Origin of the sequence: Pseudoalteromonas sp. BSi20480, from assembly GCF_000241365.1 — a bacterium.
Taxonomy (GTDB): Bacteria; Pseudomonadota; Gammaproteobacteria; order Enterobacterales; family Alteromonadaceae; genus Pseudoalteromonas; species Pseudoalteromonas marina.
Genome location: NZ_BADX01000107.1, coordinates 1 through 16716 on the forward strand (window position 1 = coordinate 1; position 16716 = coordinate 16716).

Annotated in this window: 12 protein-coding genes and 1 pseudogene; 8 read left to right on the forward strand and 5 right to left on the reverse strand. The window is 40.6% G+C overall.

The window, feature by feature from the left end; all coding sequences use genetic code 11:
• The first annotated feature begins 677 nt into the window (after positions 1-677).
• On the forward strand, positions 678-1601 hold the full coding sequence (glsB, locus tag P20480_RS06840; protein WP_006791600.1) for a glutaminase B: 924 nt from the start codon (positions 678-680) through the stop codon (positions 1599-1601).
• A gap of 15 nt (positions 1602-1616) precedes the next feature.
• On the opposite strand, the gene P20480_RS06835 is transcribed toward glsB, so the two are convergent.
• Complete coding sequence (locus P20480_RS06835) at positions 1617-2921, reverse strand: inosine/guanosine kinase (RefSeq protein ID WP_033025576.1); 1305 nt, start codon at positions 2919-2921, stop codon at positions 1617-1619.
• A 178-nt stretch (positions 2922-3099) separates the two neighbouring features.
• Between P20480_RS06835 and tadA the strand changes: the two genes are divergently transcribed.
• Positions 3100-3597: a tRNA adenosine(34) deaminase TadA gene (tadA, locus tag P20480_RS06830; protein ID WP_008130630.1), complete on the forward strand. Its 498-nt coding sequence runs from the start codon at positions 3100-3102 to the stop codon at positions 3595-3597.
• Positions 3598-3606: 9 nt separating this feature from the next.
• On the opposite strand, the gene P20480_RS19580 is transcribed toward tadA, so the two are convergent.
• Both P20480_RS19580 and mltF read right to left on the reverse strand, forming a co-directional pair.
• The gene (locus P20480_RS19580) at positions 3607-3774 is read right to left on the reverse strand and encodes a hypothetical protein (RefSeq protein WP_006791597.1); all 168 of its coding nucleotides are present in this window, start codon (positions 3772-3774) and stop codon (positions 3607-3609) included.
• A 179-nt stretch (positions 3775-3953) separates the two neighbouring features.
• The gene (gene mltF, locus P20480_RS06825; protein WP_008130632.1) at positions 3954-5369 is read right to left on the reverse strand and encodes a membrane-bound lytic murein transglycosylase MltF; all 1416 of its coding nucleotides are present in this window, start codon (positions 5367-5369) and stop codon (positions 3954-3956) included.
• 211 nt (positions 5370-5580) lie between these two features.
• On the opposite strand from mltF, the gene purL reads away from it, so the two are divergent.
• From purL to P20480_RS18300, 4 genes and pseudogenes are all read left to right on the forward strand, one after another.
• Positions 5581-9471, forward strand: a complete 3891-nt coding sequence (gene purL / locus P20480_RS06820; protein WP_008130634.1) for a phosphoribosylformylglycinamidine synthase — start codon at positions 5581-5583, stop codon at positions 9469-9471.
• Between the two features lie 133 nt (positions 9472-9604).
• Complete coding sequence (locus tag P20480_RS06815) at positions 9605-12061, forward strand: intermembrane phospholipid transport YdbH family protein (RefSeq protein ID WP_008130635.1); 2457 nt, start codon at positions 9605-9607, stop codon at positions 12059-12061.
• A 2-nt stretch (positions 12062-12063) separates the two neighbouring features.
• Complete coding sequence (locus tag P20480_RS06810) at positions 12064-12261, forward strand: YnbE family lipoprotein (RefSeq protein WP_033025578.1); 198 nt, start codon at positions 12064-12066, stop codon at positions 12259-12261.
• Positions 12262-12271: 10 nt separating this feature from the next.
• Positions 12272-12602 (forward strand): annotated as a pseudogene (locus P20480_RS18300) (YdbL family probable chaperone protein).
• A 30-nt stretch (positions 12603-12632) separates the two neighbouring features.
• On the opposite strand, the gene P20480_RS06805 reads toward P20480_RS18300, so the two are convergent.
• Positions 12633-13181 carry a DUF1415 domain-containing protein gene (locus tag P20480_RS06805; protein WP_008130638.1) on the reverse strand — a complete coding sequence of 183 codons (549 nt, stop codon included), beginning with the start codon at positions 13179-13181 and terminating at the stop codon, positions 12633-12635.
• Positions 13178-14461 carry a lipid IV(A) 3-deoxy-D-manno-octulosonic acid transferase gene (gene waaA, locus P20480_RS06800; RefSeq protein ID WP_008130639.1) on the reverse strand — a complete coding sequence of 428 codons (1284 nt, stop codon included), beginning with the start codon at positions 14459-14461 and terminating at the stop codon, positions 13178-13180. Before waaA ends, P20480_RS06805 begins: the two co-directional genes overlap by 4 nt.
• 182 nt (positions 14462-14643) lie before the next feature.
• On the opposite strand from waaA, the gene P20480_RS06795 reads away from it, so the two are divergent.
• The gene (locus P20480_RS06795; RefSeq protein WP_006791589.1) at positions 14644-15234 is read left to right on the forward strand and encodes a D-sedoheptulose-7-phosphate isomerase; all 591 of its coding nucleotides are present in this window, start codon (positions 14644-14646) and stop codon (positions 15232-15234) included.
• Positions 15234-16673: a bifunctional D-glycero-beta-D-manno-heptose-7-phosphate kinase/D-glycero-beta-D-manno-heptose 1-phosphate adenylyltransferase HldE gene (gene hldE / locus P20480_RS06790; protein ID WP_008130640.1), complete on the forward strand. Its 1440-nt coding sequence runs from the start codon at positions 15234-15236 to the stop codon at positions 16671-16673. Before P20480_RS06795 ends, hldE begins: the two co-directional genes overlap by 1 nt.
• The last annotated feature ends 43 nt before the right edge of the window (positions 16674-16716 follow it).

A 16716-nucleotide genomic window follows, 5' to 3' on the forward strand; every position in this document is an offset into this window, starting at 1 on the left:
ATTTAATTAAGAGAAACCCGTTACAGCTATGTAACGGGTTTTTTGCTGTCTGGGGTTTAGTAAATTGGCGTTAAGCATACCGAGCTCAGTAACAATACCAATTCTAAAGTGAGCTTATATAAGACCGACCAACACAATGAAAGTATGCTATCAGCGATGTGACTTTTTATCCCTCGGGTATTCAAGTGAGTGGTGCAACGACTTTAATTAAGTGAAGCCTGTTGCAGTAAAGTGACGCTTTTTGTATTTTGAAATGAAGTAAATCAATTAAGTTACAATTTCAAGGTGAGCTTTACTAATTCGTATAATTAAAGGATCTAGTCTTAAGTAAGGTAATAATATAAACAACAAGGTTATATTATTTATCTCAGTCTATTAACTGATACCTTTAACCCTATAAGCGTCAGCTTTTCTATCAGAGGTTGATTAAATATTACTGTTAAAGAGTTTAAGGTTTGGTGAATAATAGCCTTATGTTTAGGTGATATAAATAGGTTATTGAATTTGCCAATTAGTGGTACTTATCATTAATTGTTTTTTCTTGTCGTTTGACCTCGCTTTAGAATGTTTATTGCGAATATAATTCACAATACAATTAATTTCATCTAACTAAACTAGCTCGTTTAATCTGAGGCATGGTAATATTTTCATTTAGCTAAATCTATTTGAGGTGTTAATTGCCTACTACAGATTACCAACGTGTATTAAATGAAATTACTCAAGAAGTCGCCCCTTTACTGTCTAAAGGGAAAGTAGCCGATTATATCCCTGCACTTGCTGAGGTTGACCCTGAGCAGTTTTCTATTGCCATATACACTACTGAGGGTGAAATCATTTGCGCAGGTGATTGTTCTCAGCGATTTACCATTCAATCAGTATCTAAAGTGATGACATTAACCATGGCGTTACAGCGTTATGGTGACGAACTTTGGAACAGGGTAGGTAAGGAGCCCTCTGGTACAGCGTTTAACTCGCTTACGCAACTTGAATTTGAAAAAGGTGTACCGCGTAACCCATTCATAAATGCGGGTGCTATTGTTACTTGTGATGCGCTTTATAGCCGCTTGTCTGCACCAATGCACTCGATGCTCGAAACATTCAGATTACTATCAGGTAATCGCGGCATTGTGATTGATAAAAAAGTGGCTAATTCTGAGTATGAATTTAGACATCGCAATGCTGCTATGGCGCATTTGATGAAATCGTTTGGTAATTTTGAGAATGACGTTGATGATGTGCTTTGGTCATATTTCAATTTTTGCTCTATTGAGCTTAATTGTGTTGAACTTGCTAAGGCATATAGCTTTTTGGCAAATAAAGGAGTTGATCAGCTATCTGGTGAGCAGGTTTTAAGTAGTCGTCAAAATAAACAGCTTAATTCATTGTTATTTACCAGTGGTTTATATGATGCTGCGGGTGATTTTGGGTATAGGGTCGGTATGCCAGGTAAATCAGGGGTGTCAGGAACTATTCTTGCGGTATTACCTAACAAGTTTACAGTAGCCGTTTATTCCCCAGGTCTTAACTCGTTTGGTAACTCAGTGGCAGGAATAGCAGCATTAGAGCTGCTATCTAAAAAGCTTGATATTTCTATCTTTTAGAGAGATGAAGGGAGCTTATTGCTCCCAATAAACCTGCTCTAAACAATCTTCACGCTCAGGTAATCCACGCGATAAGCGGGGAGAGTGCTGAACAAGTACTTCATAACTTGCTCTGTTTGCATATTTACTAATTTGTGCAAGAGATGAGTATGTAATAGCTTGTTGATCGTGCTTTGCTGAGTTAGCGACATTAAGCTTATGATAAACATTTGCTGATAAGTCATGTAGTACAGCAGCGAGTGCACAGTCTCCAGCGCCATTTGTATTTTTGATTGAGTCTGGTCCGCCCATAAAAGGAGCCGTATGGCTGTATGCTCTTATAGGGTTTTCGCAATCTGCTTTACGCATAGCGCGTGAAAATTCATAACGATTAAAGTCTGCAATAGCACCAGGTAGTAATGGGTATTCGGTTTCACGTTTAAAGCTGTCGTCAACATGGCCTGCCATGAATAGCCCTTTTTCACCTGCAGTGCATATAACAAGATCTACCCAGTCTAGTGCTTTGTCTGCTGCTAAAAGCGGGTCTTCAAACCCTGTAATAGCAAAGCCTTCTTCTTCGTTCATAGCAAGAATATCTACATGTCTTTCAACAAAGTTTGCCCACCAAGCAGGGTCTTGCTCAATTAAGAATTTAGTGCCGAGTGTAAGAACAACAGGCACGCCAGCATCGTTAGCATATTTAACTGCTTGCATAGTCGCATCAGTCATAGTTTCGTCATCTTGTGTTCGCATAAGGTATGCACTAATGACTAAAGCCGATGAGTTTTCTATCAACGATTTATCTATTGATTCTGGACGAAGGTAATTCATTAAACCCGCACTGATTGCAAAGGTGCGTTCGCCCGTTTCGTCAATAAGAGTGAAACAACGGCCTATTGGACCATCAACAGGTTGTAAATAGTCTAAGTCTACACGGCTTGAGGTATTACATAAGAAGCGGTATGCGTAACTGCCAATTTTAATGTTTTCACTCATTACGCCTAATAAAACAGAGCGATCATCTGCAAGTACAGAATAGTTGTGCATTGTGTTACCAATGGTTCCACCTGCAAATTCATAATCAACCATGTCGTTTAATTTTAAGCGGTCGTAAAGAGCATTTGTTATGTCACTGTCTATAACTTGTGACATGCCTCTGCGTAGTTGAAACTCATCAAGGAAAGCTTGATCAACTTTTGCTTCTATATCAACAACTATTTGATCGATACCCGTAATATAGCTACGTTGTAATCTATCTGTTGCGTTAAGTTGATTAGTTAGTGGATCTTTGGCTTCCACTGGAAAATAATGTTTATGCCTGCGGCGTCCAGGAAATTTCATTCGCTACCCGTGTTGTGAGCTAAATAAAAAAAGCGAGAGATTATAACGTAAATCAGCGTCAGTGAGCCATTATTAACAGCTAAATAGTGTTTTATTTTTGCAATAAAGTAATCATTGCCGCGCTTTAGGAGGTTAACTAGGTATAATTAAAGCATAAAACGTAATTTAAGAAGAAATAATGAACAAGCCATTTGACGACGCTTATTGGATGGAACAAGCGCTTTTGTATGCAAAACAAGCCGAGCAGCTTAATGAGATCCCAGTAGGTGCTGTTTTAGTAAAAGATAATCAACTTATAGCATCTGGATACAATCGTTCTATAACTGATAATGACCCTTCAGCTCATGCCGAAATGATTGCAGTACGAGAAGCTGGCAAAGCACTCAATAATTATCGCTTAATTGACTGCACGTTATATGTAACACTTGAGCCATGCTCTATGTGTGCAGGATTATTAGTGCATAGCAGAATAAAGCGTTTAGTATTTGGAGCTCCAGATGCAAAAACTGGTTCAGCTGGCTCTATTATGAATTTACTGCAGGAGCCAAGGCTTAACCATCAAGTAGAAGTTGTTGGAGGGGTATTAGCCGACAAATGTGGTAACACTATATCTGAATTTTTTAAGCGAAGAAGGGCGCAAATTAAAGCAGCCAAGAAGGCTGCTCGAGGGGCTTAAAAAATATTATTAATTGCCCGCTGGTATAGTGTCTTGTGCTTCCATTTGTTGCATAGCAAACATACGGCGACGCCAAATTATTTTTTTGTGTAAACCACGTAACATGATACGACGACGTGTCGCCGTTGAATAAATAACGTTTCTTTTTAATTTTTGTGTGCGTCTACGTTTTAGCATGTGTTCTCCTAATGCGTGAGAGTGAGAAAGGCACAAGGTATATCTTTGAAAAAATTGAAATATACAATTACCACACATTAGTGATCATTTAATGACAAGTAAACAGATATTTTAGTTACCCACTACTTTGAAGCCGTAAACTTTCATAATTAAAAAATTTCTCATTAATCCATGCTCCGCTATGGCGACTCATCTTGTTTTATATTGCTGTTGTCATTACGCTCTGTAGTGATATTTTCATCGGTCATCGCATTGTTTTCATCAAGCCATACCAGCGCGTCGTAGTATCTACGAATATTATCAACATATTTTACTGCCACATCGCCACGGGCATAGCCATAACGTGTATTACGGTAATATCGTTTTTTGATTAATAGCGGTAAGCGTTTTTTTACATCGGCCCATTTATCCGGGCTTGCCCCTTGTTGTTGGGTGATAATCCTCGCGTCGTTCACATGACCCCAACCAACATTATAAGCAGCTAAAGCAAGCCACGTCCTGTCTGGTTGAGGAATTCTATCAGGAATACGGGTTATTAATTTGCTTAGATACTGAGCTCCACCACGAATGTTTTGTTCAGGCTCGAGACGATTTGTTACACCAACTTGTTTAGCTGTACTACGTGTAAGCATCATAATGCCGCGAACACCCGTTGGTGATTTAGCGCGAGGGTTCCACATCGACTCTTGGTAACTTAATGCAGCTAGTAAACGCCAATCAAGATCTCCTGCGTATTGTTCAAACCATGGCTGATATGTAGGTAACGTTTCTTTTATTGCCTCTATGTAAGCTAATGTATTTACGTAGTTAAACTGGCGTACATGACCAAAATATTTTTCTTCGAGTACATAAAGTTGGTTGTTTTGTTTTACTTCACCAAAAAATGGCACGAGCAGCGCATATAAAGAATCATCTTTTGACTTGCGAAGTATCCACGCAATTGGATCATTATGACTTACTGAGAAGCCAATGCTTAAATTAGGGTGATACCGGCGAAATAACGAAAGAGTGTGGGAGTCAGCAAGGGTGTAGTCTATTTCACCATCTATAACCGCTTGTAAAAGTTCCTCTTCGTCAAATTCTTCACTTTCTATCCAGCTGAGTGATGGGTTGTTTTTTTGAGCTTTTTGCAGGGTAAGTGAGTGGCTGCTTTTTGCTATAACCGTAAAATTTCCATCTAGATCGTCAAACTTACGAGGGCGAACACGGCCTTGTTTATATACTAATTTTTGACTAATTGTTCTGTAAGTTGGGCCATACCTATATTGCTCCGCACGCGTTTTGTTGTAAGTAAGTCCTGAGGCAATTAAGTCTAAGTCACCACTTTCAAGGCGATCAAACATATCAGATAAATTAAAAAAGGGGACTATTTCAAGTTCAACACCTAAGTAATCAGCAAAAGCCTGAGAAAGCTCATATTCAAAGCCTTGCTCGCCCTGAACTGCTTGATAATAATTGCTCGCACTTGCTAACGTGCCAACACGTATTTTGTTTTGCTCTTTGATGTGGGCAAGTTGAGTTGGCTGTTCTTGCATATTACATGCACATAACAGCATAACTAAAATGATGATTATTATTAGCTTTTCTTTGAACATTGAGTGCCCCTTTAACACGCTAACACCCGTTATAACAAAACTTAGCCATTTCGTCACTTTCCCTTTTATTTTATTAGCTAAAACGGATTATAAATAAAGCTAAAAAGTTAATTTTATGAAAAGCTAAATTTGGAGTTAAATATGATGACTAATTGGACTATAATGCGTGCCTAAAATATCGTTCAATCCCTAACCCCGGATGAAATTATCTATGTTGATCCTTCGTGGTGCACCAGCACTGTCAGAGTTCAGAGTTAATAAAATTTTAGCGCGTTGCAAACAATCGCAACTTCCAGTCACCAACGTATATGCCGAGTATGCTCATTTTGCCGATTTAACATCGCCTTTGAGTATTGATGAGCAGACCAAGCTTGAAAAGCTATTAACTTACGGTCCTACTATTGCCGAGCATACCCCAGCTGGCACACTTATTTTAGTTACACCTCGCCCTGGTACCATTTCTCCTTGGGCATCTAAAGCAACCGATATAGCGCATAACTGTGGCCTTAAACAGGTTCACCGTGTAGAGCGTGGTATTGCTTATTATATAGAAGGTGAACTAAGTGCAGAGCAACTTGCACAAGCAACGGCGTTATTACACGACCGTATGACCGAAGCTACACACACTGAGCTTGAAGCTGCAGCACAGTTGTTCCGTAATGATTCTCCTCGTGAAATGTCATCAGTTGATATTTTAGGTGGCGGACGCGAAGCATTAGCTGCCGCAAATATTGAGCAAGGTTTTGCCCTTGCCGATGACGAAATTGACTACCTAGTAGAAAACTTTAAAAAGCTAGGTCGTAATCCTAACGACATCGAATTATTTATGTTTGCCCAAGCAAACTCAGAGCATTGTCGTCATAAAATATTTAATGCTGATTGGACAATTGATGGCATTGAACAGCCAAAATCGCTGTTTAAAATGATCAAAAATACATTTGAGCACAATCCTGAAAATGTATTGTCGGCGTATAAAGATAACGCGGCAGTAATGAAGGGCTCAAAAGCGGGTCGCTTCTTCCCGAATGCGCAAGGTGAATATGCGTATCATCAAGAAGACATAGAAATTTTAATGAAGGTAGAAACGCATAACCACCCAACGGCTATTGCACCGTTTTCGGGGGCGGCTACCGGCTCAGGTGGTGAAATTCGTGACGAAGGTGCAACAGGTCGTGGTTCTAAGCCAAAAGCCGGTTTAGTTGGCTTTACGGTTTCTAACTTACGTATTCCGGGTTACGAGCAACCGTGGGAAAGCGACTTTGGTAAGCCAGGTCGTATAGTCAATGCGCTTGATATTATGATGGATGGTCCACTGGGCGGTGCTGCATTTAATAACGAGTTTGGACGTCCTAACTTATTAGGTTACTTCCGCACGTACGAAGAAAAAGTAACAAGCCACAATGGTGAAGAGGTACGTGGTTACCACAAACCAATTATGCTTGCCGGTGGATTAGGTAATATTCGTGCTGATCATGTTCAAAAAGGCGAGATTCCAGTAGGCGCAAAACTAATTGCGCTAGGCGGCCCTGCTATGAATATTGGTTTAGGCGGTGGTGCTGCATCAAGTATGGCATCGGGTCAATCAAACGAAGACTTAGACTTTGCCTCTGTACAGCGTGAAAACCCTGAAATGGAACGTCGTTGTCAAGAAGTCATCGACAAATGTTGGCAGTTAGGCGACGAAAACCCAATTGCGTTTATACATGATGTAGGCGCCGGTGGTTTATCAAATGCATTTCCTGAACTGGTAAACGATGGTGGCCGTGGTGGTAAATTCCAACTACGTGATATCCCTAACGATGAGCCTGGCATGGCACCACATGAAATTTGGTGTAACGAATCGCAAGAGCGTTATGTGCTGGCTGTAGCGGTTGAAGATTTTGATCGCTTTGAATCCATTTGTAAGCGCGAACGCGCACAGTACGCAGTAATTGGTGAAGCCACAGAAGAGCGCCATTTAACCGTAGCAGACAGCCACTTTGATAACAGCCCTGTTGATTTACCGCTTGATGTTTTATTAGGTAAAGCGCCTAAAATGCACCGCAATGTAACATCTCAGCAAGTAACGGGCACTGCCATTGATGCAAACGATATTAACGTAGCTGATGCCGCGCAGCGTTTGTTACGCTTACCTACAATTGCAGAAAAAACATTCTTAATTACCATTGGCGACCGCTCGGTTACCGGTTTAGTAGCACGCGATCAAATGGTTGGCCCTTGGCAAGTACCTGTAGCTAACTGTGCGGTTACTGCGGCAACGTACGACACTTACCACGGTGAAGCTATGTCTCTGGGTGAGCGCACGCCGGCAGCACTATTAAATTATGGTGCTTCGGCGCGTTTAGCGGTGGCAGAGTCGTTAACTAATATTGCCTGTGCCAATATTGGTAGCCTAGAGAACATTAAGCTATCTGCTAACTGGATGGCTGCAGCGGGTCACCCAGGCGAAGACGCCGGCCTTTACGAAGCCGTAAAAGCGGTAGGTGAAGAGCTTTGTCCTGCGCTTGGTTTAACTATACCGGTAGGTAAAGATTCTATGTCGATGAAAACGACATGGAAAAATGAAGACGATAGTGCAGAGCAATCAGTAACGTCGCCGTTATCGCTTATTATTACTGCCTTTGGCCGTGTTGACGACGTGCGTAAAACAGTGACTCCGCAGTTACGTACTGATAAAGGCGATACATCACTTATTTTAGTTGACTTAGGCGCGGGTAAAAACCGACTGGGCGCATCAAGCCTTGCACAGGTTTACAAGCAGCTTGGTGATGTTACTCCAGATGTTGACAGCCCTGAGTTACTGAAAGGCTTTTATAATGCTATGCAAGCACTTGTCGCTGATAGTAAGTTACTTGCTTATCATGACCGCTCAGACGGTGGTTTATTTACTACTGTAACTGAAATGGCATTTGCTGGGCACACTGGTGTGACCGTTGATTTAGCGGGTTTAACAGGCTCAGACTTAGAAGCACTTTATAACGAAGAGCTTGGCGCGGTAATTCAAGTTGCTAACAGCGATTTAGATGCCGTAAATGCTGTATTTGAACAACATGGTGTAGCTGCAATTAGCCACGTGATTGGCTCGCTCAATAGCGACGACAACATTGTATTTAACCGTGGTGAGCAAACTGTACTTAATCATACTCGTACTGAATTACGTACTATTTGGGCCGAAACAACGTACCAAATGCAAGCACGTCGTGATAACCCTGATTGTGCTAAGCAAGAGTTTGATGCCAAGTTTGATGCAAAAGACCCAGGCTTAAACGTGAAACTTAACTTTGACTTAAACGAAGATATAGCTGCGCCATTCATTGCAACGGGTGCTAAACCACAAATGGCTATTTTGCGTGAGCAAGGCGTTAACTCGCATTTAGAAATGGCTGCTGCGTTTAACCGTGCTGGTTTTGCCGCTGTTGATGTACACATGAGCGATATCCTCGAAGGGCGTTTAACTCTTGAGCAGTTTAAAGGCTTAGTGGCATGTGGTGGTTTCTCTTATGGTGACGTATTAGGCGCCGGTGAAGGTTGGGCTAAGTCTATATTGTTTAACGATATGGCACGCGATCAGTTCCAAAACTTCTTCCACCGTGAAGACACCTTTAGCTTAGGTGTGTGTAATGGTTGTCAAATGTTATCAACATTGAAAGAGTTAATTCCGGGTACTGAGCATTGGCCACGTTTTGTAACAAATAAGTCAGAGCGTTTTGAAGCACGCTTTAGCTTAGTTGAAATACAAGAAAACCCGTCTGTGTTCTTTAATGGAATGGCTGGGTCGCGTATGCCAATTGCTGTATCTCATGGTGAAGGCCATGCAGAATTTGCAAACGATGCCGCCACTAAAGCTGCGCTTGAAAGCGGCACTGTTGCGGTTAAATTTGTAGATAACTATGGTAACCCGACAACGCAATATCCGGCTAACCCGAATGGTTCACCAGAGGGTATTACCGGTATTACCTCTACTGATGGCCGTGCAACTGTAATGATGCCGCACCCAGAGCGTGTATTCCGCGCTGTTGCTAACTCGTGGCACCCGGATGAGTGGAAAGAGGATAGCCCATGGATGCGCATGTTCCGTAATGCACGTAAAAATGTAGGTTAAAAACAACATATACAAGTTAGATTCATAATCTAGCTGTAAAATAAAAAAGGCTGCACTGTGCAGCCTTTTTTGATTGCGTAGATTTAAAATTACGATAGTTTGTAAGGTATAAATAAAAGCTTATAAGGACAGTATGTTAAAGCGCGTTGGTTTAATTATGGGGGCTTTATTGCTAAGTATAGTTTTGCTTGGCTATGCATTTCGTTTGCCACTATTACAATGGGCTGTAGCGCCTGAGCTTGAAAAAGCAGGTGTTACCTTAAGCTGCTTAGATTTTTCGCTTACGAGTAAGTTAAATGTGCACGTACAAAAAGCCTGTTTAAGTTACCAAAATCAAGAGTTTGCTCTTACAGGTATTACTGCTAATACTAACCATGTTAAAGTTAAACACGCAGTACTTAATGTAAATCCATTTCCTCAAAGTAGTAAAACAAGCACTGCTGCCACAATTTTAGATTTAGCGCTTCCTGAAAAAAGGCCAACAATTACAGTTGAGCATTTAACTATACACAGTGCGCTTTTAAAGCGCCCGCTAATGCTAAATATCACCGAGCCCACGCTTAACCAGTTTGTCGTAAATGGTGATTTAAACATAAGCGCAAGGCTTTACAGTAATAAGGTACAAGGGCAGCTTAAAGTTAATGATGGATCATTAAAGCAATTACTTAAAACAGATAATGAGTTAATAAATGGGCTTAGTTTTAATACAGCGCAGGCATTTAGCTTTAACGGAGTAGAGGCAAGCCTTACTGGTGATCTGCAAGCCCAGTATGACTACAAAATACAAAGCTGTGATATAACAAATAGCTCCAAAGGTGTGCTAAGTGCTACCTATAATTTAAATACCCAAAACCTTGAGCTTGACCTAAGCAAGCTTAAAAACAATGTAAAACTTAGTAATAACTGCCAATCTCTTATTCCTGAAAGTGATTACAAGGCCTTTGCAGTTAAGCAACTTCCCCTTAATTGGCACTGGGCTTTAGCTAAACCAATTAATTTTGCACATAACAACCTAACCTTACCGTTAATAACGCTCAAAAGTGCAGTGCAAGCCAAGCAAAATATAGATATAACGGTTACAGATACGTTTATAAATACTGCTGCACCGCTACAAAGCGCACGCACGCAGCTAAAGGTACAGCTACATACAGATGAAATCGACGCTATAACGCTAAATACGCAGCTTAAAAACTCTCAATTAAGTGGTAATTACGATATTGCGCTTACCTCTTTGCCTGAATTTTTACCGGCTGAGGCTAATAATATTAAAGCCAAAGGGGATTTTACAGTTATTCAACTTATTGACTTTAAGCCCGTTGGAAACGCACGTATTGAGTTTAGCTTTAATAGCGCAGCTGCTTATGGCAGCGCTTTTAACGGCTACACAGGTAACCTTGAAGCAAGTATGAATGAAAAGCTCGATGCAAAAGTAACGCTTAAAAGTAAGCTTAAAAGCGTGCAATACAACGAGTATAAACTCACCGGTATTAATAACACTCTTAGTGCAAGAGCAAACTTAGGTGTGGGTGAGTTATTTGCACACTTAAATGCAAACACCCAAATAAATACACTGACAAGCCCAAATGTCGATTTAAATACAATAAACGTAACGTCAACCGGGCTGCAAAGTCGCGCGCTTAAAGCGTCTCATCATGTGTTTGTAAATGGTGTTGAGCTGGTGGCCAATCACCATGTTTCAAAGGTAGCTCATCCGTTTGAAGTGATTATACCGCAGCAAAGTGTGCTTTCGTTAAATTCACTCGTTAGCCAATTTGAACCGTTAGCTCAACTCACTCAAGGCGAGTTTAATGGGCGTATTAGTGGCGATGTTAACTTACAAAAAGCCAATTTTAATTTAACTATTGATGATACCAGCGCGCTTTATAACGATTACTTAGCTAACCAGTTTAGTGCGCAACTTAGTGGGCAATATGATTCAGGGCAGCTTAATGTTGAGCCAACTACCTTTAACCTCAATGAATTAAGAGCTGGCGCAGTAGTTAATAATATCAACGGTAAAATAAAAGTGGTTAACAATAGCGCGCAAGCATCTGATATAAGCGGTAATGTGTTTGATGGGGTATTTGAATTAGATAAATACACGCTTTTAAAATCGCAGCAAACAGCTAATGTTACTTTTAAAGATATTGATGCGAGTAAACTCATTACCCTTGACGATAAGTCGGGAATTACCTTAACGGGCCGATTAAAAGGGTGGCTGCCCCTTCATTTTAGTAACAGTGGCGTAGAGGTTACAAATGGCAACTTATTAAACCAAGGTGAAGGTAAACTTATTATTAGCAATAACGCAGCGTTTGACTCTGTTATGCAACAGCAGCAAGAATTACAGCCTGTACTGAGCTTACTTAAAAACCTTGATATACAAAAACTTAATAGTACAGTAGCGCTTAAAAGTGATGGTTGGTTAAATTTAGGTGTTAACTTACAGGGCTTTAATGAGCCACAACAGCAGCAAGTTAATTTTAACTATAACCACGAAGAAAACGTGTTTACGCTATTGAGAGCGCTAAGATTAAGTGACGAAATAACACAAAAAGTTGAGCAGCAATATTCTCAAAAAGGAAACTAATGATGAAAAATTCGTTAAGCATTAAGGCAATTATAGCCTTTGCTGCTATTAGCGCTTTAAGCGCATGTACTCACAGAGTAGAGGTGGCAGCGAAAGAGCCAATAACTATCAATTTAAATGTAAAAGTAGATCACGAAATTCGAGTAAAAGTAGATAAAGAACTCGATACCCTGTTCAGTGACGACAGTGAATTATTTTAGGAGCTAAATGATGACTATAAAAAATAAATTAAGTATTGCCACTTTAATTGGTGCAGTGTGTATGTCGTTTTCGGCGTGGGCGATTAGTTTAGATGATGCTAAAAGCCAAGGATTAGTGGGTGAGAACAGTTCGGGTTATTTAGGCTTAGTAGTACAAAATGGCGAAGCTAAAGCCGTTGTTGAAGAAATTAACGCAAAGCGTAAAGCTCAGTATTTAAAACTAGCTAAAAAGAACAATTTATCGCTCGCCCAAGTAGAAGCACTCGCAGCGGACTAAAACAATCGAAAAAACCCAAAGTGGTCATTATGTTGAAGTAAATGGCAGCTGGGTTAAAAAGTAACATTGAATTTGATACTTAAAAGCCGAGCCGTTATGCGCTCGGTTTTTTTATGCCTTCTAAAAGTTGCTGCCAAAAGTCGAATCCTTTGCGCCTTGCAAGTTTTATATTGTGCTCTGGTATAGATTCAGGCTCATCGTAGCTTTCAAGCGCTTCGCTCATACTTAATTCGCGAATTAAATGCAGTGTAGGGTAGGGAGCTCGGTTTGTGTAATTTGCGGCATCATCTTCCTCGCTGTCGGCAAACACGTAATCGGGATGAAAATTAGCAATTTGATATTTACCTTCAAAGCCTTGTGCAACCAGTAGTGCATTGGCTAAATCAACTAAATCTAAAAAGTCTTCAAAATCGCTAAAGCCGTTATCAAACAGTATTAATGTGGTTTCGCGATCTGGATTTTGATTAAGCTGTGTGCATTGCTCAAGCATATCCATTACCGCATCATCAATTTTTACTGCTGGGCTAAGTACATAATGAATGCAGTTGTTCTCAACTTCTTTGCGGGCAAATGGGCAAAAGTTATATTTTACAATAACAGACGATACCCACTCACGGGTTTGAGTAATGGCTAAATTGGTCATGCTTGTGGCTCTAAATACTGATTAATTATGGTTAATGTTTTTTTAATGGCGCCTTGGTTTTTTAATACGCACTGCTGCGCTTTATTCCCTAAAGTTTGGCAAGCTTTAGTGTTTTGGCTTAGATTAATTAATTGTGTAGCAAGTTCATCGGTGTTTTCAACAGCCACAGCGCCTTTTAATTTTATAAGCTCAGGGTAGATATGATCGAAATTATACGTATGTGGGCCTGTAATAACACCGACCGAAAAAGCTGCCGCTTCAAGTGGGTTATGCCCGCCGCGGCGAATTAAACTACCGCCTACATAACTGACATTACCAGCCCCATATAAACATTGTAGCTCGCCAAGTGTATCGGCCAATAGTACGTGTTCATTTTGATAGTTATTGTTGCTACGACGACTAAAGCTAAGTGGGCTTTGAGCTAACGTGTCGGCTACTTTTTTAAACTGCTCAGGGTGTCGAGGGGCAATAACTAAAAGTGAATTAGGGTATTTCTTTAATAGTTGCTGGTGGGCATTTAATATCATTTCGTGTTCAAGTGGGTGAGTAGAACCTGCCACCCATACAAAACGCTCTTGGGTTTTATATTCGGCTTTAAGATTTGCTACTTTAGTTAGTTGCTCATTGCTTGGGCTTATATCAAACTTAATTGAGCCTGTAACATGGCTTTTTGAGGAGGTTAAACCGAGCTCAATAAACCGCTCGGCATCTTTTTTATTGTGACTTGCAAGTACCGTGATTGAGCGCATAATTATTTGCGTTAGCTTGGCAACCTTTTGATACCCCTGTTGCGATTTTTCGCTCAAGCGAGCATTAAGTACCAGTACCGGAATATTCTTTTTATGGCTTATTGCCATTAAGTTTGGCCAAAGCTCGGTTTCTAATATGCATAGTGCTTGTGGGTTTATACGTTTTAAAAATCGGGCGGTCGAAAACGCAAAGTCCATAGGTAAATAACTACATGCCACGGTATTTTTAAACTGATTAATTATTTGCTCGCGACCTGTAGGGGTATTGCAGGTAATAAGTATATTAAGCTGTGGGTGTTGTTTTTGCAGCGCTTTAATAAGTGGTGCAGCTGCAAGTACTTCACCTACAGAGGCGCAGTGCACAACTAGCGGTTTGCCTTTGCTTGTAAATAAGCTTTTGCTCACAAAGCCAAAACGCTCTTTAAAGTGTGCGCGGTAGCCTTTGTTTTTTTTACCTCTTAATACATATAAGTAAAATACAATCAGCGGGCTAATTAAAATTAAAGCGAATGAGTAAAAAATGCGTGCCATACTGAACTTTTATTGAGGTAAGTGCCCTTAGTTTAACGCGAAAGTGATAATTTCTGAACATGTGAAGCACTAAATTATGTTCCAGTTCAGCTATATTCCTATAAAATACACACAACTAAATAAAACTGTGGAATAATGGATTTAATTTTTTCCTGCCATTTCAGTTCCTAGAGGAATTTTTCATGTCAATTATCGATTCTGTGGCAACAAGCTACGTTGAAAGTTTAAACCGTCATCAAGCCTTATTTGAAACGATGGAGGCTTATCATCAAGAGTCTATGCAGTTATTAGAAGTATGCCATAGTGCATTACAAGCTGGTGGTAAGGTTATTTGGTTTGGTAACGGCGGAAGTGCAGCGGATGCTCAGCATTTGGCGGCCGAATTTGTAGTACGTTATAAATTAGAGCGTGGACCGCTTGCGTCTATGGCACTCACAACCGATACGTCAATTCTTACTGCGCACAGTAACGACTACCATTTTGATACCGTGTTTGAACGCCAAGTTCAGGCGCTTTGTAAACCAGAAGATTTAGTGATTGGTTTAACAACCTCAGGTACCAGTGCAAATATCAATTTAGCACTTGAAGCGGCTAATAAAATTGGCGCATTTACAGTTGCATTAACAGGCCGTGATGGCGGAAAAGTAAAAGACATTGCCAAGCTGCCAATTATTATCAAAAACGATGAAACAGCACGTATTCAAGAAGCGCATATGTTTATTGGCCACTGGTTATGTGAAGCCATAGATATGGTTGTTGCGGAGCAGCAGTAATGGATTTATCGCTATTAAAAAACTTATCTAAAGCGCGTATTTTAGTGGTGGGCGATGTAATGCTTGATCGCTACTGGTACGGTGACACTGGGCGCATTTCGCCTGAAGCGCCAGTACCTGTTGTTAAGGTAAGCAAGTTTGAAGACAAAGCTGGTGGCGCTGCCAATGTTGCTAAAAACATTGCTAGGCTTGATGCCAAAGTAGGGCTACTTGGCTTAATTGGGGAAGATGAAAGCGGGCAAATTTTAGAAACAATTTTAAAAGGTGAAAAAATAAGTTCACAACTTGTGAGTGTATGTGATTTACCGACTATTTCTAAAATGCGTGTTATTAGCCGCCATCAACAACTTGTACGCCTTGATTTAGAAGAAACCTTTAGCGAGCAGCATAGCCAACTGTTATTAAATCGCTTAGAGCTGGTGCTTGATGAATACGACTTTGTGGTGTTTTCTGATTACAGCAAAGGCTCGCTGAGCTTGATTAAAGAAATGGTTAGCGTTGCTAAAGCGGCGGGTAAAACTGTACTTATAGATCCTAAATCGCCAGACTTACATTTGTACGAGGGCGCAGATTACATTACGCCTAACTTGCATGAATTTAATTTAGCAGGCGGTAAAACGGGCTCTGAGGACATTTTAGCGCAAAGTGCTCGTGGGCTTATTAGTAAAAATGGTATTAAAGCTATGCTACTGACGCGATCAGAGCAAGGTATGTCATTAATTAATGCCGATGAAAAACATGACTTTGCAGCGCAGCAATTAGAAGTGAGCGATGTAACTGGCGCAGGTGATACCGTTATTGCAACGCTAGCTGTAATGCTTGGTGCAGGAATGGCCCCTAAAGATGCGGTAGAAATTGCAAATTTAGCCGCAGGCATTGTAGTAAGTAAACTGGGGGCAGCTACAGTGTCACCAGAAGAGTTAAGCCAAAAGTTAGGCCAATACTTACACACCAATGGAGAACACTACCAAACTCCGTTTGATGATGTACTGCAGCATATTGAGTTTGCAAAGCAAAACGGCGAAACCATTGTATTTACCAATGGTTGTTTTGATATTTTACACGCAGGTCACGTGCGCTATTTGGCACAAGCCAAAGCGCGTGGCGATCGACTCGTTGTTGGGCTAAATAATGATGATTCAATCACTCGCTTAAAAGGCCCTGAACGCCCGATAAACCCGCTTGATGAGCGTGCAATGGTATTAAGTGCACTTGCCTCTGTTGATTGGGTGATTCCCTTTGGCAGCGCTGAGGAAAACGATACACCCGCTAAATTAATCGAGCAAATAAGCCCTGATACTTTAGTGAAAGGTGGCGATTATACCGTAGAGCAAATAGCCGGTGCCGATCATGTATTGCGCCATGGCGGCAAAGTAGAAGTGCTGACATTTTTAGATGGCTGTTCAACGTCAAAAGTGATTAGCAAAATAAAGCAATAAGTACATTTTGCGAATAAAAAAGGGATGAAAGTGTTGCTTTCAT